The following is a 21,951-nucleotide window of genomic DNA, read 5'->3' as shown; positions in this document are numbered from 1 at the left end:
TCCGGCCGTGGCGGCTGCTAGCGGCGGAGGGCACGAAACGCCGACCCGATCGGGCGGGTCTTTTGGAGGATCCTCCAAGTAGGCTGCTCGGCGTGCGTCTCGGAGAGCTGCTGGCCGACCCGGCGCTCGGGCTGCGGCTGCTGGTCGGCGCGACCGAGCCCGATCCGGAGTTCCGCTGGATCTACATCACCGACCTGCGTGACCCGCGCCGCTACCTGGGCGGCGGCGAGGTCGTGCTCACCGGCATGCTCTGGTACCACGAGCCGGCCGACGCCGAGGCCTTCGTGTCGGCCGTCGCCGAGATGGGCGTCGCCGCCCTCGGCGTCGGCACCGCCGAGATCGGCCCCGTGACCTTCGACGTCGTCGTCGACGCCTGCCAGCGCCACGGCGTGCGGCTGTTCACCGTGCCGTTGGACGTCTCGTTCACGTCCATCACCCAGCGGGTCGTCTCGGCCCTGGCCGCCGAGCACGTCCGCCGGTCCAGCGCCGTCCTGGAGCACCACCGCCGCCTGGTCGCCGCGTTGGGCCAGGGCGGCGGCCTGGACGGCCTGGTCGCCGCCGGTGCCGCTGAGCTGGGCGTTCCGTGCTGGGTGATCAGCCAGACCGGCCGTGTGGTGGCCGGCGTGGCCGAACTTCCGGACGGCCCGACTGTCGCTGCCGGCTTCGTAAGAGGCAAACTCCAGGTTGGGTCTTACCGCGTGCTACCCATAGGCACCGGGCATCGGCTGTCGTGCTGGGCGCTGGTCGTCGCCGACTGGACGGCCGACCATCACGAGATCGCCGTCGAGCTGGCCACGTTGATCGGCCTGGAACGCTCCGCCCTGGCCGCCGGCCGGGTCGTCGGGCGCCGGGCCGCCACCCAGCTGCTGGGGCTGTTGGCCGACGAGTCCACGCCCGCCGCCGACATCAGCGCCCGGCTCACCGCCGCCGGCTTCGGTGCCGAGGACCGGTTGTGCGTGGTGTCCATGACCATTGCCGGCGAGGCCGGTCTCGCGTTGGACGTCCTCGACGAGCTCGTCGACGGCCTCGTGACCGATGTGGACGGTGAGGCCGTCGCGATCACCGTGGCCGACAACGACTTGCTCGACTCGCTGCGCTCCGGCGTTCGCGCCATCGAGTCCGGTCTCGGCTCGTGCCGCCTGGCCCTCGGCGTCAGCACCCCCGGCCCCGGTTCCCGCCTGCGCGCCTCGATCGACGAGGCTCGTTACGCCCGCAACGTCGCTTCCCACAACGGATCGCGGGCCGCCGTCGTCGCCGGCTCCGAGCTCGCTTCCCACCAGCTCCTGTTCGGCGCCCTGCCCGACGAGCTCCGCCAGTCCTTCTGCCTCCGCCTGCTCGGCCCTGTCCGGGCCTACGACCAGGAGCACCACTCCGAGCTCTTGGAGTCCCTGCGCGTCTTCCTCGACTGTTCCGGCTCGTGGAGCCAGGCCGCCGCTCGCCTGCATCTGCACGTCAACACCCTGCGCTACCGCATGGGCCGCGTCGAGGAGCTCACCGCCCGCGACCTGTCCCGGTTCGCCGACCGCGTCGACCTCTTCCTGGCCCTGGAGCTGTCCCGCTAGCCCTCAGCCGCCGATCATCATCCAGCTGGCGATCTTCCACTGGCCGTCTTCCTTGGCCACCGTGTAGCTATAAAGATTGGTACCACCGGGCCTGCCGTCCTTGTACTGGGAGTCGTACATGACGGTGGCGGAAGTGCTGTCGGCGTTCACGTGGGTGACGTGGGTGATGTGGATGGAGGAGTACTGGTCCCAGCCCTGTCGATACCGGGCGTGGGCGTCGTCGTAGCGCTCCAGACTGGCCTGCGCGTCGGTGGTGAGGAGGGCCCAGGCGGCGTCGGGGTCACCGGGCAGGAAGTTGAAGTACGCGGTGATCGTGGCGACGATCGGATCGTCCGAGGGCGCCGGGTCGTCCGTGTCCTCGTCCGGCGATTGCTCGTCGGTGGTGGTGGGAGCGGCAGTGGTGGTGGGGGCGGCGGTGGTCGACTTGGCCGTGGGCGATGAAGCGCGGGCGGTGACCGAGGGTTGCGGCTGGTTGAGGGCGTAGACGGTGACCCCGACGGCTACGGCGACCGCGCCGATGCGCACGGCGACAGCGACGAGCTTGCGGCGGGGGAGGCGGCGGTCGAGGGCTCGTCCTCGACCGGCATGGGCATCTCGTCCGGCGCGGGTTCGTCCAGGCGGCCGAGAGCGTCCGTGGCCTCGGGCTCCTGCTTGGGATCCCGGCGTGGCGTCCACACCAGCGCGACGGTACCGGAAACCGTAGTTTACCAGGCGAAATCCGGGTATCTCGGCAGAACTGTTGCCGCCTCGCCGACCGCTGGGCCATGCGGGTCATTCCGCCTGGCCACCCGCTCGGGCATTCCCGAACCGCTCAGCCGACCACCGAGGACGCGATCTTCCAGGCGCCGTCCTGCTGGACGAGGCCGAAGGTGGTGCGCTCGACCCGAGTGCCGCCGTTCTTGTAGTGGTACGTGAGCGTGGCGACGACGGTGCCGGGCGGGGTGGCAGTGATGCCGCTGAGGTCGATGCCGGAGAACTGGCTCCAGAACTGCTGGTACCCGGCGAAGCCGCCGGCCGTGCCCGACTGGTAGGCGGCGGTGAGGTGGCCCCAGCCGTCCTGAAGATCGTTGGGCATCAGCTTGTAGTAGTCGGTGATGAAAGCGGTGAGCTGGCTGCTGACGTCCGCCGGCGGTGGGGCGGCGGACGTGGTCGTGGTGGTGCTGGTCGTAGTCGTCGTGCCGGTGGTGGTGCTGGTGGGAGCCGGCGTCGTGGTGGTGCTGGAGGCGGTCGTGGTGTGCGACGGGGTGGTGGACGGACTGCCGGCGGTGGATGAGGGCTGCGGCTGGTTGAGGGCGTAGACCGTCACCACGATGGCGATGACGACCGCGCCGACGATCAGCGCGATGGCGACGACCTTGCGCCGGTCGGGACCCTCGGCGGCGGCGACCGGGGTGCCTCCTCGACCGGCACGGGAGCGGGTGCGGGCATCTCAGCCGGCATGGACTCGGCCAGGGCGCCGAGGGCGTCCTGGACCTCCTTGGCCTCGGGCCGGTGCTTGGGGTCCCGGCGCAGCATCCACACGAGCGTGGCGGTGAGCGGCACGGCGTGCTCGGGCGGCGGGACTTCCTCGGTGGCGATGCGGTGCAGCAGGGCGACGGCGTTGTCGTCGGTGCCGAACGGCGGATGACCCTCGACGGCGGCGTAGAGCATGGCCCCGAGGGCGTAGACGTCGCTGGCGAAGACGGAGTCGTGGCCCTGGGCGACCTCGGGCGGCAGGTAGGCGGGAGTGCCGGCGAGTAAGCCGGCAGCCGTGACGGTGGCGTCGCCGTCGGCCCGAGAGATGCCGAAGTCGGTCAGCTTGGCCACATTGTCGCCGGTCAGCAGCACGTTGGCCGGCTTGACGTCACGGTGCACGATGCCGGCGGTGTGCGCGGCGGCCAGCGCGGAGGCGATCTGGGTGCCGATGCGGGCCACGGTGCCGACCGGCAGCACACCGTTCTCAGCGATGAGGTCGGCCAGGCTCTGCGAGGGCAGGTACTCCATGATCAGGCACGGCCGGCCCTCGTACTCCACCACGTCGTAGATGGAGATGACGTTGGGGTGGTGCAGCCGGGCGGCCAGCCGCGCCTCCCGCATGGCCCGGTTGCGGGCCTCGTCGGTCTGCAGCTCGGTCATGCCGGTGCGGACGAGCAGCTCCTTGACCGCGACGTCCCGCCGCAGCAGCTGGTCACGGGCCTGCCAGACGGTGCCCATCGCGCCACTGCCGACCTTCCTGACCAGCTTGTAGCGCTCGGCGATGAGGTCACCCTCGGTGGCCACAGCCATTCCTCCCACTATTGACGTCGCGGATGCGGTCTATCTTTCCAGCCGCGCCCGGACGTACTGGACCGGCCACTCGATGTCGCCGCCGAGCACCCGGGCGGCGTTGAGCGGCCAGTGCGGGTCGCGCAGCAGAGCCCGGGCCAGGAAGACGACGTCGGCGGCGCCGGTGGCGACGATCTGCTCGGCCTGCTGCGGCTCGGTGATCAGTCCGACGGCCCCGGTCGGCACCTTGGCCTCGGCCCTGACGCGCTGCGCGAACGGCACCTGGTAGCCGGGGCCGAGTGGGATCCGCTGGGCCGGGGTGAGGCCGCCCGAGGACACGTCGACCAGGTCGACGCCGTGATCAGCCAGCAAGCGGGCCAGTCGCACGGTGTCGTCGCCGGTCCAACCACCGTCGGCCCAGTCGGTCGCGGACAGCCGGGTGAACAGCGGCACCTCGTCGCCGATCTCGGCCCGGACGGCCGTCGCCACCTCCAGCATGAACCGGACCCGGCCGTCGAAATCGCCGCCGTAGCCGTCGGTACGGAGATTGGACAGCGGCGACGAGAACTCGTGGATCAGATAGCCGTGGGCGGCGTGGATCTCGATGGCGTCCACTCCGGCGTCCAGCGCACGCCGGGCACCGGCGGCGAAAGCGGCCACCACGCCCTGAATCTCCGCCTCGGTGAGCTCACGGGGCGTCGCGTAGTCGCCGAACGCCACCGCGCTCGGTGCGACAGACTGCCAGCCGCCCTCGGCCGCCGGCACAGTGGCGCGGCCGAGCCACGGCGGCTGCGTGGACGCCTTGCGGCCGGCGTGCCCGAGCTGGATGGCGGCCTTGGCGCCCTGGCCGTGAATGAAGTCGACGATTCGCCGCCACGCCGCCACCTGCTCGTCGTTCCAGATGCCGGCGTCACGCGGACTGATCCGGCCCTCCGGCGACACTGCCGCCGCCTCGGACATCACCAGGCCGGCGCCGCCGGCCGCGAACTGGCAGAGATGCATGAAGTGCCAGTCGTTGGGCACGCCGTCGACGGCCGAGTACTGGCACATCGGCGACACCCAGATCCGGTTGCGGGCGGTCATGCCGCGCACCGTGAACGGCGAGAGGAGTGTGCTCATGCCTGCGCCAACACCGACTCCGCCGCCGATGTTTCCAACACGGCCGGGCCGAGGCGGAGCACGCCGTCGTCCAACGGCACACAACGGACACCGCCATGCCCGCGCAGGCCGCGAAACGCGCCCGGGGCGACCACGACATCCATCCACGCACACGGACTGGCCGGGCGGTGGCCTTCGAACCGGATTCCGTTCAGTGTGAAGTGCCGGCCCACCAGCTCGTCCACGGGAAAGCCGCGCAGCACGATGTTGCGGCGCACGGCATGCGGGTCCGGCGGCGGGTCGAGATGCAGCGCCTCCAACGACTCCACCGCGAAGATCGTGACGGCGGCGTTGCGGTGCGCACGGTGGTTGAAGTAGCGGTCGCCGACCAGCCCGAGTCCCGCTCGGACTTCCACATGATCTCGCTGCACCGGAACGGGATCCGGGCGCGGACCGTCGGCGGGCCGGCCTTCGAGGGCGTGCTCGGGCGACACGTGCAGTGCGATGATCTCCACCTCGTGCCGGCTCACGACCTCGATTCTAGGGGAAAGCCCGGTGGTGGCCCGGAGTCGGCGAGGGAATTTCATGAGCGTGACTCTTCCCCGGGGATCCGGGTTGATCGATTAGGGTCGGATGCGACGGAGGGGAGGCCGTTGCATGGGACGGCGTGAGGCGCTGGCGGTCGATGCCGTGCGGCACGGGAGGCTGTTCGGCCGTACGTACCAGGCGTTTCTGGACTACGGCGCCCGCACCGGTTCGTTGCGTGACCTGCAACGTGAGCGGTTGTCGGCGTTGCTCGGCTGCGTGCTGCGGACAGTGCCGGTGATGCGGGCCCATGGCCTGGAGCTGGCCGATGATCCGTTCGAGACGTTGGCCCGGCTGCCGATCGTGACCAAGCAGCGGATCCGGGACGACTACCGCGGCCATTTCGCCGAGGACATCGAGCCCAAGGACTGCGCGTCGGTGGTCACCTCCGGCACGACCGGCGTGCCGCTGAAGATCGTGCACAACTCCGAGCACTTCGTGCACGTGAACGCGCTGGCCCTGCGCCGGGCGTTGGACTACGGGCTGCCGCTGGACCGGAAGATGCTGCGCCCCTTCAAGTCCGAGTCCGACGACTGGTTCGAATACACCCTGCCCTCCGCGGGCTTCCTGCGGTTCGCCGAATTCGGGCTCGTGACCGACGAAGCCGCGATCGCCCGCCGCTGCCGCGAGTTCGCCCCCGACGCGATCTTCACCCATCCCTCACGGGCGCTGGCCCTGCGGGACCTGGCGCCCGGCCTGAGGCCGCTGATCGTGCAGACCTTCGGTGAACAGCTCACCGACGGCGGCCGAGTGGCGATCGAGGACCACTTCCAGGCCCCCGTCCGCGACTGCTACGGGACCAACGAGGCCGGCACCATCGCCGCCCAGTGCCCGGAATTCGGCTCGTACCACATCGAAGGCGAGCGGCTGTGGGTCGAGATCGTCGACGCCGACGGCCGGCCGGTGGCCGACGGCGTCGAGGGCGACATCGTCGTGACCAATCTGTTCAACACCGTGATGCCGTTCATCCGCTACAACACCGGCGACGTCGGCGCCCTGTCGTCGCAACGCTGCCCGTGCGGGCGGGACCAGAAGGTGTTGCGGCTCATCGCCGGTCGGCAGTACGGCGCGATCACGCTGCCCGACGGATCCAGCATCGACGTGCTGCGGCTGGTCAAGCTGCTCGACCGGGTCCCGTTGGAGCGGCTCCAGGTGGTGCAGGCCGACACCACCGAGCTCACCGTGCTCGTGCTGCCCGCCGCCGGGTGCACCGACGATGACCTTCGCCGGGCGGCCGAGGCCGCCAACGCCGCGCTGCACCACCGGCTGCCCGTGCGGCTACGCCGCGCCCGGGCCGAGGAGTTCGCGGAGTCCGGTGCCGGCAAGCACCTGAACTTCGTGAACCTGCTGGAGAACTGACCAGGGAAGGAGGGGACGGATGTCCATCGAGGACTGGACCAAGATGATCGACGAGATCGACTCGGCCGAGGCCAACGCCGACGCGAGCTGAGTCCGGCGGTGAGCCGGGGCCGGGAACGCTCCCGGCCCCGGCTCACTCGACGCTGCGGGGCAGCGCCGTGTCCTGCAGCCAGGACCGGAAGAACCGGTCCAGCGGCTTGATCGAGTGCTCCTGCGCCACCGCGATGAACTTGTCCGTGGTCACGGTCGAGTGCCGGTGCTTCTCGGTCCACTCCCGTAACACGGCGAAGAACGCGTCGTCGCCGATCCGTGCCCGAAGGGCATGCAGGGTGACCGCCCCACGCTGGTAGACGCGGTCGTCGAACATGCGCCGCACGCCCGGGTCGCCGACGCGGATGTCCTGACGCTGACGGGTCAGCTCGGCGTGCGACCGGGCGGCCAGCACGGCCGCCGACAGACCGCCGGAGGACTCCGACCACAGCCACTCGGCGTAGGTGGCGAAGCCCTCGTTCAGCCAGATGTGCCGCCAGTCGGCAATGGTCAGGCTGTTGCCGAACCACTGGTGGGCCAGCTCGTGCGCGACCAGGTGCTCGCTGCCCCGGTGCCCGTCGACGTGGTTGGCACCGAAGATGGACAGCCCCTGCGCCTCCACCGGCACGTCCAGGTCCTCGTCGGCCACCACCACGTGGTACTCGGTGAACGGGTAGGCGCCGAACAGGTTCACGAAGGCCGCCATGATCTCCGGCTGCCGGCCGAAGTCGTGCCCGAACACGCCGACCAGCCGCGGTGGCACGGCCGCCCGCTGCCCGGCCGACACCTCGACCTCGGCGTACAGGCCGATCTGCACGGTGGCCAGGTACGTCGACATGGGCGCGAGCTGCTCGAACTCCCACGTGGTGCTGCTGCCGCCGACCCGCCGCGACACCAGGGACCCGTTGGCCACCACGGTGTACGGCGACGGCGTGGTCACCGCGATCCGGTACGTGGCCTTCTCGCCGGGCTGGTCGTTGCACGGGAACCAGGAGGGGGCGCCGATCGGCTGGCTGGCCACCAGCGCGCCGTCCTCCAGCTGCTCCCAGCCGATCTCGCCCCAGTGCGGGCTGCGCACCGGCCGGGGCGTGCCGACGTAGCGCACCTCGACGGTGAACGCCGCCCCGACCATGACCGGCCGGGCCGGCGTGATCCGCAGCTTGTCGCCGCGATGGCTGTACTTGGCCGGCTTGCCGTTGACCAGCACCCGTTCGACCCGCAGTCCGTGCAGGTCCAGGCTGAACTGGGCCAGGTCGGCCCGGGCCTGCGCGGCCAGCCGGGCCCGGCCGCCGAGACGGCCGGGACCCGGCTTGTAGTCCAGCTCCAGGTCGTAGTGCGTGACCCGGTAACCCCCGTTGCCGTGCTGGGGCAGGTACGAGTCGGCGGACCGGTCCGCGCCGATCGTGCCCCTCACCCGCGCTTGCTCCACGCGGAGATCGGGTTGCCCAGCCAGCGGGTGTTGGCCGGCACGCTCTCGCCCCGCATCACCAGCGAGGCCGGCCCGACCGTGGTCCCCGCGCCGATGGTCGCCCCCGGCAGCACGATGCCGTGCGGGCCGAGCGTCGCGCCCGCGGCCAACGTCACCTCGTCCATGCGCATGATTCGATCATGGAACAGGTGGGTCTGCACCACGCACCCCCGGTTCACGGTCGCGCCCGCGCCGACACTGACCAGGTCGGCCTCCGGCAACCAGTATGTCTCGACCCAGGCGCCACGGCCGATACGGGCCCCGAGGCCGCGCAGCCACACGTTCATCACCGGCGTGCCGGCGACCGAGCCGGCCAGCCACGGCACCGCCAGCACCTCGACGAACGTGTCGGCCAACTCGTTGCGCCAGACGAACGAGCTCCACAGCGGATGCTCGACCGCCTTGAACCGGCCGACCAGCAGCCACTTCGCGGCCAGCGCCACCGTCGCCGCGACGACGCCGCACAGGGCCAGGACCAGGCCGCTGAGCAGGGCCGCGACGGCGAAGCCGAGCGCGCTGGCGATACCGGCGATGCCGAACAGCGCCAGCACGGCCAGCGCCACCGATGCCATGACCGGGAGCACCCGGCAGATCTCCACCAGGCCGCGAGCCACGACCAGCTTGGTCGGCGGGTCGAAGGTTCGGCTCTGGTCGCCGTCCTCGACGGCCCGCGGCAGCTTGATCGGAGGCATGCCCAGGTAGGAGCTGCCGGCCTTGGCGCCCTTCGGCGTGGACGAGAGCACGCCGACCAGGCCGCGCTTGGGCACCGCCCGGCCCGGCGCGGTCATGCCTGAGTTGCCGAGGAAGGCCCGCTTGCCGATGCGCGCGTTGGCGATGCGCAGCCAGCCACCGCCCAGCTCGTAGCTGCCGACCATGGTGTCGTCGGCCAGGAACGCGCCGTCGCCGACCGTGGTCATGGACGGCAGCGCCAGCACCGTGGACGCCTCCACCCGGCGACCGACCCGCATGCCCAGCGCCCGCAGCCACACCGGCGTGAACAGGCTGGCGTACAACGGGAACAGCGTGGTGCGGGCCATGTTCATCAGCCGCTCGGTGGTCCACGCCTGCCAGGCGACCCGGCCGAACACCGGGTGGTAGCCGGCGCGCAGGCCGATCGAGCACAGCCGCACGCCGACCAGCACCAGCAGCGCGTACGTCACCAGGGCGGCCACGGTCGCCGCCGGCACGGCAAGCAGGGCCGAGCCGAGCGTGGGCGTGTCGTGCAGGAACAGCGCGACGATCGCCAGGCCGGGCAGGGCTGCGGCAACCGGCAGCAGGCCGAGCGCCAGCGTGGCCGCGCCGTAGGCGAAGCCCCAGATCCGGCGGCGCGGCGGGCGGCTGTTGGGCCAGCGGTGCTCGGCCTTGCCGTCACGCACGGCTGGCACGCCGGACCAGCGCTGAGCAGCCGGGACGGAGCCGGTGACGCCGGAGCCGGGGGCGATCTCCGCGCGCTTGCCGATCCGGGCCCCCGGGAACAGCGTGCTGCGGGCCCCGACCGTCGCGCCGGCGCCGATGCGGATCTTGCCGATGTGCAGGATGTCGCCGTCCAGCCAGTGGCCCGACAGGTCCACCTCGGGCTCGACAGCACTGCCCTTGCCCAGCTTGAGCAGGCCGGTCACGGGCGGCAGCGAGTGCAGGTCCACGCCGTCGGCGATCTTCACACCCAGCGCGCGGGCATAGCGGGCCAGCCAGGCGCCGGTCAGGTTGGTCGCGCCGGTCGCCGCAGCCAGCTGCTCGGCCGCCCACAGCCGCAGGTGCATCTTTCCGCCGCGGGGGTAGCGGCCGGGCTTCACCTTGCGCAGCAGCAGCCGTGCACTGCCGGCGGCGATGGCCACCCGGCCGGCCGGGTGGAACAGCACCAGCCAGGCCAGCGCGATCGCCCACCACGGCAGCGTCGGCGCCCAGGCGGCGCCCATCAGGTTCAGCAGCGTGCTGCCGGCGGCGGCCGCCACCGACCACCGCAGGCCGACCAGCAGCGTCAGCGGCAGCATCCACAGCAGCTGCTTGACCTGTGCCTTGCGCGGCGTCGGCGCTACCGTACGGGCCTTGAGCGCCTTCGCGTCGAACTCGTCCAGGCGCGAGGCCATCGCCCGCAGCGTCGGGAACTGGTAGATGTCGCTGACCGAGCCGCTCGGGTACTTGGCCCGGATCAGGCCGACCAGTCGGGCCGCGGCCAGGCTGCTGCCGCCGCTGGCGAAGAAGTCCGCGTCGGGCTCGGCCGGGGCCACGCCCAGCACCTCGCCCCACTGCTCGGCCAGCCACGCCTGCGTGCCGGCCAGCTTGCTCGTGTCCGTGCTGTGCGGCAGCGGCCAGGGCAGGGCGTTGCGGTCGACCTTGCCCGACGTGCGCGTGGGCAGCGTCTCCACCTCAGCCAGCAGCGGCACCAGGGCCGCCGGCAGTGCCGCGCGCAGGCGCTCCAGCGCCGCCTCACGGTCGAAGTCGGTCGTCGGCACTACGTAGCCCACCAGCAGCGTGCCGTTGCGGACCGCCGCCGCTGCGCCGGCAACGCCCGGCAGCGCCTGTAGGGCAGCGTCCACCTCGCCCAGTTCGATCCGGCGGCCGCCCAGCTTGACCTGCTCGTCCGCCCGTCCGACGAACAGCAGGCCCTCCGGCTCCGCGCGGACCAGGTCACCGCTGCGGTAGGCGCGGTCCCAGCCCATCGCCGGCAGCGGCGCGTACTTCTCCGCGTCCTTGGCGTGGTCCAGGTAGCGGGCCAGGCCGACGCCGCCGATGACCAGCTCGCCCTGCTCGCCCATCGGGACCAGCTCACCCCGCTGGTCGACGACCGCCAGCTCCCAGCCGTCCAGCGGCAGGCCGATGCGCACCGGGCCCTCGCCCGTCAGCTGCGCCGCGCAGGCCACCACCGTGGCCTCGGTCGGGCCGTACGTGTTCCAGACCTCGCGGCCCTCGACCGCCACCCGCTCGGCCAGCTCCGGCGGGCACGCCTCGCCGCCGAAGATGAGCAGGCGCACCTCGTCCAGCGCCTCCGCCGGCCACAGCGCCGCCAGCGTCGGCACCGTGGAGACGATGGTGATCTCTCGCTCGACCAGCCAGGGGCCTAGGTCGACACCCGTGCGCACCAGGGCTCGCGGGGCCGGCACCAGGCACGCGCCGTGCCGCCAGGCCAGCCACATCTCCTCGCAGGAGGCGTCGAAGGCCACCGACAGGCCGGCCAGCACCCGGTCGCCGGGGCCGATCGGCTCGTCGACCAGGAACAGCTCCGCCTCGGCGTCCACGAAGGCCGCCGCCGCGCGGTGCGAGACCGCCACGCCCTTCGGCTTGCCCGTCGAGCCGGACGTGAAGATGATCCACGCGTCGTCGTCGAGGCCCGGCGTGCCCAGCACCCCCAGCGGCGTGCCGGTCAGCGTGATCTCGCGCCCCGCGCCGATCACCGCGCACACGTCGGCCTCGCCGAAGACGAGGTCTGCCCGCTCCTGCGGGTCCTCGAAGTCCACCGGGACGTACGCCGCACCCGCCGCCAGCACCGCCAGGATGCTCACGTACAGGTCCACCGTGCCCGACGGCGCCCGGACGCCCACTCGGTCGCCCACACCGATGCCGTGGCCCGCCAGCGTCCCTCGCAGCCGGTCCACCTCCGTGGCCAGCGCCCGGTAGGACAGCGTCGTCTCGCCGTCGTCCACCGCGGCCGCCGCGGGATGCTGCCTCGCCGTCTCGCCCACCACGTCCAGCAACGTCCGGGCCGGGGCCTCGCCCCGCGTCGTGAACACCGCGTTCTCAACGAGAACGCGCGGATCCTGAACCGCCGTCAATTCAAGCCTCTCCGAGGTGCCGGTAGCCCGGCGCACCGGTTAGCTTCGTCCACAGTGGACGCTCAGCGATCTTGTTCACCGTCGCGGGCCGACGTTGTACTTTACCCGCGGATGACCTCCATGTCGCTGTCGGGGCCGTCACACACTCCTTGCGTTGTCCGGCAATGCCGCACGTACGGCGAGATTTCCCTGGCACACCAAGGACTTCTCCGCGGCTACGTACACCCGGCGATGTCGTCACCGGATCGGGTGAACCGGTTGGTGCGCCGCGGAACCCGTCCCACCCGCCGGCCGCCCCGTCGACCGGGCCGGGCGGAGTCCCGATTTTCGGGGAGACCGCCGCCGGCCGTGAGCCCACACTCTCCGCCATCGAACGAACCGACGGGGGTGGGCGCATGGCCGAACCGGTGGATCCGCGCGACGAGAAGTTCATCCCGACCAGAACCGTTCCGGAGAGCACGACAACGACCAACGAAGCGACCGGCGAGCAGCGATCGGTGGTCCAGGCCGGCACCGTGAACGGCGGCGTCGAGCAGCATCACCACGACCACCAGCACCTCCATGCCCCAGCCGGCCCGGCCGAGCCGGACCTCGTGTCCGGTCGTCCCACCCCTGAGGAGCTGGCGGCCGCGGGTGAGTTCTTCATCGAGCGGCCCGGGATCGTGGAAGCGGAACGGCGGCTTCGGCGGCACGGTGTGGTACTGGTCGACGGCGACGGGACCGGGTGGTTCATCGCCGCGGTCCGCCTGCTCCAGGAGGTCGGCGCGACCGACGTGGCCCAGCTGAACCCGCCCCGCTACCTCAACCGGGAACGGGCCAAGGGCCTGAAACGCGGATACGGCTACGTCTGGCCGGCTCGCCAGTCGTTCGACGAATTCCAGTTCAACGATGTCCGTGCCGCCGTCAAGGAAGCGGGTGGCTGGCTCGTGGTGTTGGTGCACCATCCGAGGGAGGTCCCGCACGCCCTGATGGATCAGGTCGTACGGCTGGGCGCGCCGGCTCCGATGGCGGTCGCGCGTGCCTGCGTGCGCGCGGAACGCGGCCCGGAGATGGACAAGCAGCTACGCGTGCTTGACGAGACGTTCGGCCCGGTGCTGCGGCCCGGCACGCTGCCACGCGAGGCGGTGCGGGCGGCCGAGTTGGCCATTCGGCAGGCGGCCGGCGAACTCGGCGAGAACGAGGCGATCGACGAGTTCAACGAGAAGCTGTCCGGTGCGGTCGGCCGGTGGTTCGACACCGGGCGCTGGCTGACCGAGTACGTGGCGATGGTGGCCGTCGCGGTGCTGGAAGACCTTGCCTCGGACCGGGTGTTCGCCGAGGCGGAACGGTTGGAGCAGGCGATCCGCGAGGCCGAGTTGCCGGCGGACAAGAAACCCAAGCCACGTCGGGTTTTCCGGTTCTCGCGCGATGAGCTGCTGGCCACCATCGGCGCGAAGGTGGAGCTGCGGGACCATGCGCTGTATCCGGGACTGTCCGAGGAGACCGTCCGATTCACCCGGCACGACTGGGCGCACGCGTTGCTCTGCCACGCCTGGGTGCAGTACCCCGCGCTCCAGCCGTTGCTGGCCGACTGGTTGGCGGACACGGCATTCGCGAAGGGCGTCACGGCACTGTGCACAGTGGTACGAGCCGTTCCGGCGAGCGATCCGCTCAGCTACGTACGGGACTTTGCCGGCCGGCCCTCGGTGGGCAAGAGGATGTTCGCCGCGATGACGCTGTCGGAGCTGGCCACTGAGCACGGCTGTCGCGAACTGGTCGACGAGACTCTCGGCCGCTGGATCGAGCAGCGGTCCGGCGTGTGGCGCAAGACGACCGCCGCCATGGTGTACGGCTTCCCATACGGCACCAGGGACCCGGTGAACGCCATCACGCAGCTGAAGCGGATCGGCTGCACCGAGAGCCGGCACCAGCAGAACTGGGTGGTCTGGGCCGTGCGGGAGCAGTTTCGGCGGCCGAACAACCAGGTCACCGTGTTGCAGGCGATGTGCCGCTGGGTGTACGAGGCCGACCGCACCGAGGGACTGCGCACGATCGCCCTGTCGGTCGGCTGGGCGCTGGCCGGCATCGACCCCGATCCGGACTTCTGGTTTCCGCCGGCGACCGAGCAGGACCGGCCGACCGTGCGGCGCCTGCTCGTGGCGTTGTTCTGGCACGTGTTGCGGGACGAGATATTCGGCGCCAGGGCGTTGCAGCTGATGTTGGAGGCGGCGCTGTCCGCGCACTACGACCCGAAGGCCCGTGAGCGCCTGCTCGGGCTGATGGACATGGTGCTGGACGGCGGCAGCCGTCGGCTGGCGATGCGTCGGCTGACCGAGCACCACCCGCGCCACCGACGCAGGATCCGCCGGCTGTTCCGACTGTGCCGGCTGCTCGAAGGACGGCCATGGTGGACGGTCGTGGCCGGCTGGGTTCGCGCACTTCGACGAGCCGAGGACCGCACAGCCTCCGAATGACTGCCGTGGATCAGCGTTGTGCTTGTTCGTCGTGCACAACGGCGTCCTGCTCGGAGGCGTAGGCCCGGGCCTGAAGGGAATAGAGCTCGGCGTAGCGGCCGCCGGCGGCGAGTAGTTGGGGGTGGGTGCCCTGCTCGACGACTTTTCCCTTGTGCAGCACGTAGATCCAGTCGGCGTGGCGGACGCTGGCGAGGCGGTGGGTGATGAGGACGACGGTGCGGCCGGTGGCCAGGGAGCGGAGGGATTCGTAGACGGCGAACTCGGCGCGAGCGTCGAGGGGAGCCGTGGGCTCGTCGCAGACGAGGACGGGGGAGTCGCGGAAGATGCCGCGAGCGACGGCGAGGCGTTGCCACTGCCCGCCGGAGAGCTCCCGGCCGCCACGGAAGTACTTGGACAGCACGGTGTCCCAGCCATGGGGGAGGTCGTCGACGACCTCGTCGGCCCGGGCCAGGGAAGCGGCGGAGCGCAGGAGCAGGTCGTCGGGGTCGGAGAGGTCGTGCCGGCCGATGCGGACGTTGGCGCGGGCGGTGTGGGGCCACCGCACGGCGTCCTGGGGAACGAGGACGACGCGGTCGGCGGTCGAGTCGGGGGACAGGAGGGCGGCATCGGTGCCGTCCCAGTCGATGGAGCCGGTGGACGGCTGGTAGAGACCGGCGATGAGCTTGGCCAAGGTGGTCTTGCCGGACCCGTTCTCGCCGACGAGGGCGACGGTCTGGCCCCGCCGGATCACCATGTCGACGTCGTGCAGGCATGGGTCACTGCCGGGGTAGGCGAAGCCCACTCCGTGCAAGGTGATCGTCTCCGGCGCTGCGGGTGCGGCGAGGGTGCCGGCCGGGCGGAGGCGGGTGTCGGCGTCGGTGAGGAAGGCGAGGTAGTCGGCGATGTACAGGGACTGCTCGAACACCTGGTTGGCGGCGAGCACCAGCCGGGTCAGCGCGGCGGTGGCCGACCGGATGGCGACCACGGCCGCGCCGGCGACGGCCAGCGGCAGCCACTGGGCATCCAGCATCAGCAGCAGCGCCCCATAGGTGACGGCAACGCCGACGCCGGCCAGGGCGCGGCCGACCGCGCCGACTCGTGCCTGTGCCACGGCGACCCGCGTGCGTTGATCGCGGTACGCCTCGGCGAGCGTGCGGTACTCGCCGAGCACGAACGGCGCGGCCTGGCAGGCCCGCAACTCCGCGGCGGAAACCCGCTCGGTCGCCAGACCGCTGACCATCCACAGTCGACGCAGCAGGCTCACGGTCCGTGCGGAGCCCAGGTAGCCCAGCCGCGCCGACCGCAGCACGGCCCATGCCTGCGGCAGCAGTCCCAGCACCAGCACCGGCAGCAGCGCCGGGTTCATCACGGCCAGGCTGACCCCGGCCGCGACCACGCCGACACCGGCGCCCACCAGCTCGACCAGGTTGTCGCTGGCCCGATCGAGATGGTCCAGCCCCTGGTCGCGGGCGCGGTGCAGCCGGTCGTAGAACCGGTCGTCGTCGTAGGCGACCAGCTCCACGGCCAGTGCGGCGGCGATCAGCCGCTGCTCGGCCGCCCGGTGCACCGCCGGGCCGATCCGCGCGTGGGCCAGTGCCACGCCGGTGTCCAGGGCGCCCTTGATCGCATATACGGACGCCAGCAGCAGCACCGGTCCCACGGCGGCGAGCACCCCACCGCTGAGCAGGTGCTGGAGCGTGTCACCAGCTTCCAACAGGCCGGTGGCCGCGGCGACGCCGGACGCCAGCTGCAGGAAGAGCACGGTGAGTGCGGACCCGGGCGCGGCGGCGCGGATGATGCCCAGCACGGGCCGAACGGTCCCGGGCAGCCTCCGTACCAGCTGCCACAGTCCCAGTCCGGTGTCCCGGGCGTCGTCCAACCGCCAGTACGGGGACTCCAGCTCCTGCTCAAGCATGGGGCAACAAAACCGACGGCAGGTCCGACGCGGGGTGCATCCGCAGCAGTTGATACGCCACTCCGCCCAGGCCCGGGAGCAGGCCGGGGGAGAAGGCGTCCCGTGCCAGCCCGGAAATCGCCCCGAACTCCTCCAGCCCACCGATCACGTGGGCGTCCAACTCGCGTCTGCACAACCCGGCCGGACCGACGCCGGCGTCAAGTGCCTCCTTCACCACCTCCCAACAGCCAAGGTCGCCGTGACACAACGTGTGGTTCCAGCCGAAACTATCCGGCCACATGGACTGCGCGCTCCGACGCAGCACGTCGAGGTGCTGGGGGTGCTCGGTGCGGTGCCACAGGTCGGCCGCGGCGATGCCTATTCCCGCAGCTCCATGGCACCAAGCGGTGCCGATTCGGTCTTTTCGCGGTTGTCAAGCCAGCCATTGCGGTCGATCTTGTAGAGGGATTCCTCGTACCGCTGCGCCGCCTCGGCGACCGCCGCGTAGCGGTCGTCGCCGGTGACCAACGCCAGCCGGTCCAGCGCCCAGCTGATGCCGGTCGAGCCGTGGGCGAAGCCGCCGAGCCCGGCGGGCCAGCGGATCGACGCCCAGTGGGCCTTGCCGTCGACGACCTGTGCGGCGTCGACCAGCCGGTCGCCGATGTCGCGGGCTTCGTCGACTCGGCCGAGACCGAGCAGCGGCACGATCGCGCCGGCCATGCCCATGAGCACGTCGTACTGCTGGTCGGCGGCGACCGCGGCGGCGAGGTCGGCGGCTCCGGCCGAGCCCTGGAACCACAGCAGCCCGCCGAGGCCCAGATAGGCGCCGACCTGCGGCGGCCGATGGTCGGGATGATCCTTGCGCCACTGCGTCATGTCCGCGGTGACACCGTCGAACGAGCGCCGGGTATCGGCCAGCAGGGAGTCGACGCCCGGTACGGGATCGGCACGGTCGGCCGCCACCTCGTGCTGATAGCCGGCCAGCACCATCGCGACGCCGGCTGAACCGCCGTACACGTCCTGGCTGAGCGGCCGGACGGTCCACCCCGTGTCGCTCAGCACCGGCGCGATCCACGTCGCCGTCCCGTCCGCGCCGCGGATCGCCGCCCGCACCAGGCGTTGCATCAACTCCGCGGCGAGCCGGCGGCGACGCCGGTCGAGGTCGTCGGTGCGGATCACGGTGGGGCGCATGGGCTTCTCGTCCGGCATCCAACCGTCGTTGAGGTACGCGCTGACCAGCGCCGCCCGGATCACCTGCCGTTCCACCTCGACGTCACCACGCCGCCAGCGGTCCAGCGCCTCCCCGACGCCGACCGAGCCGGGAACGGCGGGGTAGAAGGGGATGTCGCCGGTCAGCAGATCGTCGATCTCGGGCGACTCCAGGACCTTCGCCGCACGTTCGATCGCCTGTTCCGGACCGTGCAGGGAGACCGGGTGCCAGAGCATGCGGCCGATTTCCGCGTACTGTTCGGTGGCGCGCTTGACGATCCGGATCTCGCACGTTTGGAACGGCTCCAGCAGCGCTGCCAGCCGGCCGTCACGGTCCAGTGCCGTTAGCCGGCCGGTCAGTTCGTCGAAGCCGGCCAGTACCTGCGGCCAGTACCGCGCCAGCACCGGCTCCGGGCTGGGATGGTTGCCGGCCAACGGAATCTCCGCCACGGCTTTGCCCACGTGCGCGGTGTCCGTGCCGACGCCGAGAACCACCGGCAACTCAGTGACCGGCTGCTGATCGGGCAGCGAGCCGGTGGCCGACATGTCCACGCCACGCCAGCCAAGCGCCATGCCACGACCGGGCAGCAAACCGGTGCGCAGCACGGAGTTGGCCACCAGGTCGCGGGCCTTGTCGACGGCGATGCCGCCGCGGGAGGGCTCGATCGGTTGGGACGGCGTGAACAGCGTCTCGCAGTCGACGACGATCGGCACTGGGCCGCAGGCAATCAGATTCTCGGCATGCAGGTCGCTGCCGCCGACCAGCCGGGAGATTGCGAGCCAGTGGCCGATACCGCGATAGAAGTCCCGTAGCTCGCCGTCGTCGGCGCAATGCCGGTGGGTGACGAACTCGGCCCAGCCGTAGCCGTCGCGGACGACAACGTCCGGTACCCGGATCTGGACGTCCAGAGTGGACAGAAAGGAGGACAGCGCTCGGTCGACCTCGACCGGCCGCGGCTTGTAGACGGTGTTTCCGTTGGCACACCGGACGATCGCGACGGTCCGCCCGTGGCGGTGGCTGTCGCCGGCCCCGAACGTGACCTCGCGGAGCTCACCAAGGGCGGGATCGCGGTCGGCAGCGAACCGGGTCGCCAGCTCCAGCGCGGCGGCGCAGCGGTTTGCTACGATCGCATCGACGCGCGCCAGCAGCGTCGGGTAGTGCTCGGTTAGCGAGTCCCAGAACTCGCGCCGTGCGGCCAGTTCGAGGAACTCGCTCCAGCGCGCCGCCGGGTCCGCGCCGGTCAACCGGCCGGTCACGCGCGCCGCGTTCAACTCCAACACCAGGGTGCGGGTCACCTTGCGGCGCACCGTTTCCAGCAGCGCCGCGGCGGCCCCGTCGTGCACCGCCTTCGCTTCGGCGCGGGTGAGGCCGGCGATGCCGCGCAGCCCGGTATCCAGGTCGGCCAGTGCCGGCTCGACCAGGCAGCCAAGACAATCGTCGAAATCGCCGGCCTCGGTCATCGCGGGCTCAGCAGCATTGCCGGGTGCGCGAACCGGTGCAGGCCGTGCCGCAGCCGTGCAGCGTGTCCGGCGGGATGCGGTTGGCCACCTCGGATTCCGCGTGCTCGCTCACGTACAGCGGGCCCGCCGGGTTGTCCGACGCATGCGCCACCGTCCGCCACTGTGCCACCAGATCTGTCGGCGACATCGATGTCCCCTTTCGGTCGGGTACTGAGCAAATTCACGTTAACTCCAGTGTTTTCGCCGGTGTCAGCGCCGAGTGTGGGAGGGGCACGCTGCCTTCGGAGTGAAGGGCAGGGTGCGCGGCCGGTAGCCGCCGGCCGCCGGCAAGGAGTGACCGGGCAGGTCGGCCCGCGTTTCGCGCTGTTCCAGGCCGGGGCACGGTTCTGGCAGGGTGGGGCCTATGGATCTCGACAAGCTGGTCGAACGGCTGGATCTGGACACCAAGGCGGCGTTGCTGGCCGGGCAGGACCGCTGGTCGCTGCCGGCGGCGCCGGGGATCGGCCTGGCCTCGCTGGTGATGTCGGATGGGCCGATCGGTGTCCGCGGCACGCGGCAGACGCCTGACGACCCGTCGGTGGCGCTGCCCAGCCCGACGGCGCTGGCCGCGTGCTGGGATCCGGAGCTGGCCCGGCAGGTCGGCCGGCTGTTGGCGCAGGAGGCCCGCCGCAAGGGCGTGCACGTGCTGCTGGCGCCCACCGTGAACCTGCACCGGACCCCGTTGGGCGGTCGGCATTTCGAGTGCTACTCGGAGGATCCGCTGCTGACCGGTCTCGTCGGCGCGGGCTATGTCAGCGGCGTGCAGGACGGGGGTGTGGCGACGACGGTGAAACACTTCGTGGCCAACGACTCCGAGACGCAGCGGTACACGGTGGACGTTCACGCTGATGAACGGACGCTGCGCGAGCTGTACCTGGCGCCGTTCGAGATCATCGTCAAGCAGGCGCGGCCGTGGGGCGTGATGGCGGCGTACAACTCGGTCAACGGGGCGACGATGACCGAGCATGGTCCGCTACAGAACGGGATCCTGCGTGACGAGTGGGGTTTCGACGGCTTCATCGTCTCGGACTGGACGGCGACCAGGCACACCGAGCGGGCCGCGAAAGGTGGCCTTGACGTGGCGATGCCCGGTCCGATCACGCCCTTCGGCCGGGATCTGGCGCAGGCCGTCCGGGACGGGCGGGTGCCGGAGCAGGTGGTGGATGCGATGGTCCGTCGGGTTCTGCTGTTGGCGGCCAGGGTGGGCATTCTGGACGGCGTCGAGCCGGCAGTGACGACGCTGCCGGAGCCGATCGACGGCGGGTCGCTGGCCCGTGAAGTGGCGGTCAGGTCGTTCGTGTTGCTGCACAACACAGTGGATTTGCTCCCGCTGGACGCCACCAAATCGCCAATGGTGGCGTTGCTCGGCGGGGCGGCGAAGGACGCGCGGATCCTCGGCGGCGGCAGCGCGGTGGTGTACCCGCAAGAGGTGATCTCGCCGTTGGACGGTCTGCGCCAGGTGTTCCCGAACGTGGTGTACGAGCTCGGCGCGGACCCACGCACGCAGCTGCCTCCGTTGGGGGACAACGCGGATCTCCGCTGGATCGCGTTGGACGGCGACGGTGTTGAGGTCGCGTCCGGGCCGCTGGACCAGGGCTCGATCCGGTGGATCGGCGAGGCACCGGCCGGAGTGGACCCCAAGCGGGTGCGGACGGTGGAGATCGCCGGCACGTTCACGCCGTTCGAGACCGGCCGGCAGACCTTCGCCTTCATCGGACTCGGTCAGGCCCGCCTGGAGATTGCCGGCACGGTTCTGTTCGAGGAGTCGAACATGCCGGCCGGCGACGACCCGTTCACGGCCGTGCTCAACCCGCGGGAACGGCGCTTCGACGTCGATCTCGAAGCCGGGCGGCCGGTCCAGGTCAGCTTTCGGCTCACGCCGCTGGGCCTGGAGCGCGGCATCAACAAGTACGTCTGGATCGCCCTGACGCTGGGCCACAGCGGCCCCGAGGCCGACCCGGAGCGGCGGATCGAGCGGGCGGTGGCCGCCGCGAAGGACGCTGATGTCGCGGTGGTCGTGGTCGGCACGACGGACCAGAGTGAGAGCGAAGGCTTCGACCGCACCACGTTGGCGCTGCCGGGGCCGCAGGACGAGCTGGTGCGCCGGGTCGCAGCGGCCAATCCCCGCACGGTGGTCGTGGTGAACGCGGGGTCGCCGGTGGAGATGCCGTGGGCGGACGACGTGGCGGCAGTGCTGCTGACCTGGTTTCCGGGCCAGGCGGCCGGGGCGGCGCTGGCCGACGTGCTGACCGGTGTCGCCGAGCCCGGCGGCCGCCTGCCGACGACGTGGCCCAGGCGCACCGAGGATGCTCCGGTGCTGACCGTGACGCCGACCGACGGCGTGCTGAGCTATGACGAGGGCGTATTCATCGGCTATCGAGCCTGGCAGCGTGGCGACACCGAACCGGCGTACTGGTTCGGTCACGGAATCGGCTACACGGATTGGGCGTACGAATCCGCCGAATTCGAAGCTTCCGACGAGCCCGACATTCTCGGCACGGTCACTGTTGTCGTCCGCAATACCGGCATTCGCGCCGGTCGCGAGATCGTGCAGACCTATCTCGCACCGGCCGGGCCCGATGCCGAGCGTCCGGCGCGCTGGCTGGCCGGTTTCGCCTCGGTGACCGCGGGCCCTGGCGAGCGGGCCACCGTGGTCATCGCCGTCCCGCGCCGGTCACGGCAGGTGTGGCGGGAGGGCGGCTGGCGGGACGCACCCGGCGGGCACCGGCTCGAGGTCGGACGCTCGGTGGCCGACCGGCGACTCACCGTTGATCTCCCCGACGGTACAGTAGCCGGTTGA

16 protein-coding genes are annotated in these 21,951 nt (G+C 71.3%); 4 read left to right on the top strand and 12 right to left on the bottom strand.

All coding sequences use genetic code 11. The annotated features are described in order from the left end of the window. The first annotated feature begins 92 nt into the window (after nt 1-92). Nucleotides 93-1,562, top strand: coding sequence for a PucR family transcriptional regulator (locus M3Q35_RS11665; RefSeq protein ID WP_273941707.1), 1,470 nt, complete (start codon nt 93-95; stop codon nt 1,560-1,562). Nucleotides 1,563-1,565: 3 nt separating this feature from the next. On the opposite strand, the gene M3Q35_RS11660 is transcribed toward M3Q35_RS11665, so the two are convergent. The 6 genes from M3Q35_RS11660 to M3Q35_RS11635 all read right to left on the bottom strand — a co-directional run bounded on the left by M3Q35_RS11660 (nt 1,566) and on the right by M3Q35_RS11635 (nt 5,434). Then, complete coding sequence (locus M3Q35_RS11660) at nt 1,566-2,087, bottom strand: nuclear transport factor 2 family protein (protein ID WP_273941706.1); 522 nt, start codon at nt 2,085-2,087, stop codon at nt 1,566-1,568. Next, on the bottom strand, nt 2,063-2,239 hold the full coding sequence (locus tag M3Q35_RS11655; protein WP_273941705.1) for a hypothetical protein: 177 nt from the start codon (nt 2,237-2,239) through the stop codon (nt 2,063-2,065). The genes M3Q35_RS11660 and M3Q35_RS11655 overlap by 25 nt, the downstream gene beginning before the upstream one ends. A gap of 134 nt (nt 2,240-2,373) precedes the next feature. After that, nucleotides 2,374-2,871: a hypothetical protein gene (locus M3Q35_RS11650; protein WP_273941704.1), complete on the bottom strand. Its 498-nt coding sequence runs from the start codon at nt 2,869-2,871 to the stop codon at nt 2,374-2,376. Between the two features lie 26 nt (nt 2,872-2,897). Next, complete coding sequence (locus M3Q35_RS11645; RefSeq protein ID WP_273941703.1) at nt 2,898-3,827, bottom strand: serine/threonine-protein kinase; 930 nt, start codon at nt 3,825-3,827, stop codon at nt 2,898-2,900. A gap of 30 nt (nt 3,828-3,857) precedes the next feature. Continuing rightward, the gene (locus tag M3Q35_RS11640) at nt 3,858-4,925 is read right to left on the bottom strand and encodes an NADH:flavin oxidoreductase/NADH oxidase (protein WP_273941702.1); all 1,068 of its coding nucleotides are present in this window, start codon (nt 4,923-4,925) and stop codon (nt 3,858-3,860) included. Then, nucleotides 4,922-5,434 carry an MOSC domain-containing protein gene (locus M3Q35_RS11635; protein ID WP_273941701.1) on the bottom strand — a complete coding sequence of 171 codons (513 nt, stop codon included), beginning with the start codon at nt 5,432-5,434 and terminating at the stop codon, nt 4,922-4,924. The genes M3Q35_RS11640 and M3Q35_RS11635 overlap by 4 nt, the downstream gene beginning before the upstream one ends. Before the next feature lie 127 nt (nt 5,435-5,561). Here M3Q35_RS11635 and M3Q35_RS11630 point away from each other — a divergent pair, with 127 nt between their 5' ends. After that, on the top strand, nt 5,562-6,848 hold the full coding sequence (locus tag M3Q35_RS11630; protein WP_273941699.1) for a phenylacetate--CoA ligase family protein: 1,287 nt from the start codon (nt 5,562-5,564) through the stop codon (nt 6,846-6,848). Nucleotides 6,849-6,981: 133 nt separating this feature from the next. Here M3Q35_RS11630 and M3Q35_RS11625 read toward each other — a convergent pair whose 3' ends face one another. Both M3Q35_RS11625 and M3Q35_RS11620 read right to left on the bottom strand, forming a co-directional pair. Further along, the gene (locus M3Q35_RS11625) at nt 6,982-8,292 is read right to left on the bottom strand and encodes a M1 family metallopeptidase (protein WP_273941698.1); all 1,311 of its coding nucleotides are present in this window, start codon (nt 8,290-8,292) and stop codon (nt 6,982-6,984) included. After that, on the bottom strand, nt 8,289-12,074 hold the full coding sequence (locus M3Q35_RS11620; protein WP_273941697.1) for a Pls/PosA family non-ribosomal peptide synthetase: 3,786 nt from the start codon (nt 12,072-12,074) through the stop codon (nt 8,289-8,291). The genes M3Q35_RS11625 and M3Q35_RS11620 overlap by 4 nt, the downstream gene beginning before the upstream one ends. 437 nt (nt 12,075-12,511) lie before the next feature. On the opposite strand from M3Q35_RS11620, the gene M3Q35_RS11615 reads away from it, so the two are divergent. After that, complete coding sequence (locus M3Q35_RS11615) at nt 12,512-14,569, top strand: hypothetical protein (protein ID WP_273941696.1); 2,058 nt, start codon at nt 12,512-12,514, stop codon at nt 14,567-14,569. 10 nt (nt 14,570-14,579) lie between these two features. On the opposite strand, the gene M3Q35_RS11610 is transcribed toward M3Q35_RS11615, so the two are convergent. From M3Q35_RS11610 to M3Q35_RS11595, 4 genes are read right to left on the bottom strand one after another with little or no spacing between them, the layout of a single operon-like run. Next, nucleotides 14,580-16,463, bottom strand: a complete 1,884-nt coding sequence (locus tag M3Q35_RS11610) for an ABC transporter ATP-binding protein (RefSeq protein ID WP_273941695.1) — start codon at nt 16,461-16,463, stop codon at nt 14,580-14,582. Further along, nucleotides 16,456-16,803 carry a lanthionine synthetase LanC family protein gene (locus tag M3Q35_RS11605; protein WP_273944315.1) on the bottom strand — a complete coding sequence of 116 codons (348 nt, stop codon included), beginning with the start codon at nt 16,801-16,803 and terminating at the stop codon, nt 16,456-16,458. The genes M3Q35_RS11610 and M3Q35_RS11605 overlap by 8 nt, the downstream gene beginning before the upstream one ends. Nucleotides 16,804-16,820: 17 nt before the next feature. Then, nucleotides 16,821-19,112: a type 2 lanthipeptide synthetase LanM family protein gene (locus M3Q35_RS11600; RefSeq protein WP_273941694.1), complete on the bottom strand. Its 2,292-nt coding sequence runs from the start codon at nt 19,110-19,112 to the stop codon at nt 16,821-16,823. Between the two features lie 7 nt (nt 19,113-19,119). Then, a complete protein-coding gene (locus M3Q35_RS11595; RefSeq protein ID WP_273941693.1) occupies nt 19,120-19,299 on the bottom strand; it encodes a DUF6229 family protein in 180 nt (59 codons plus the stop codon). Nucleotides 19,300-19,515: 216 nt separating this feature from the next. On the opposite strand from M3Q35_RS11595, the gene M3Q35_RS11590 reads away from it, so the two are divergent. After that, a complete protein-coding gene (locus tag M3Q35_RS11590; RefSeq protein ID WP_273941692.1) occupies nt 19,516-21,951 on the top strand; it encodes a beta-glucosidase family protein in 2,436 nt (811 codons plus the stop codon).

The sequence above is a fragment of the Kutzneria chonburiensis genome (assembly GCF_028622115.1).
GTDB classification, from domain to species: domain Bacteria; phylum Actinomycetota; class Actinomycetes; order Mycobacteriales; family Pseudonocardiaceae; genus Kutzneria; species Kutzneria chonburiensis.
Note: the sequence above shows the minus strand (reverse complement) of the source record. Positions and strands in the feature narration are given on the sequence as shown.

What these genes read in the sequence shown, in the direction of transcription:
- M3Q35_RS11645 (WP_273941703.1), bottom strand. Translation starts at nt 3,827, where the DNA reads ATGGCTGTGGCCACCGAGGGTGACCTCATCGCCGAGCGCTACAAGCTG.
- M3Q35_RS11640 (WP_273941702.1), bottom strand. Translation starts at nt 4,925, where the DNA reads ATGAGCACACTCCTCTCGCCGTTCACGGTGCGCGGCATGACCGCCCGC.
- M3Q35_RS11630 (WP_273941699.1), top strand. Translation starts at nt 5,562, where the DNA reads ATGGGACGGCGTGAGGCGCTGGCGGTCGATGCCGTGCGGCACGGGAGG.
- M3Q35_RS11615 (WP_273941696.1), top strand. Translation starts at nt 12,512, where the DNA reads ATGGCCGAACCGGTGGATCCGCGCGACGAGAAGTTCATCCCGACCAGA.
- M3Q35_RS11610 (WP_273941695.1), bottom strand. Translation starts at nt 16,463, where the DNA reads ATGCTTGAGCAGGAGCTGGAGTCCCCGTACTGGCGGTTGGACGACGCC.
- M3Q35_RS11600 (WP_273941694.1), bottom strand. Translation starts at nt 19,112, where the DNA reads ATGACCGAGGCCGGCGATTTCGACGATTGTCTTGGCTGCCTGGTCGAG.
- M3Q35_RS11595 (WP_273941693.1), bottom strand. Translation starts at nt 19,299, where the DNA reads ATGTCGCCGACAGATCTGGTGGCACAGTGGCGGACGGTGGCGCATGCG.
- M3Q35_RS11590 (WP_273941692.1), top strand. Translation starts at nt 19,516, where the DNA reads ATGGATCTCGACAAGCTGGTCGAACGGCTGGATCTGGACACCAAGGCG.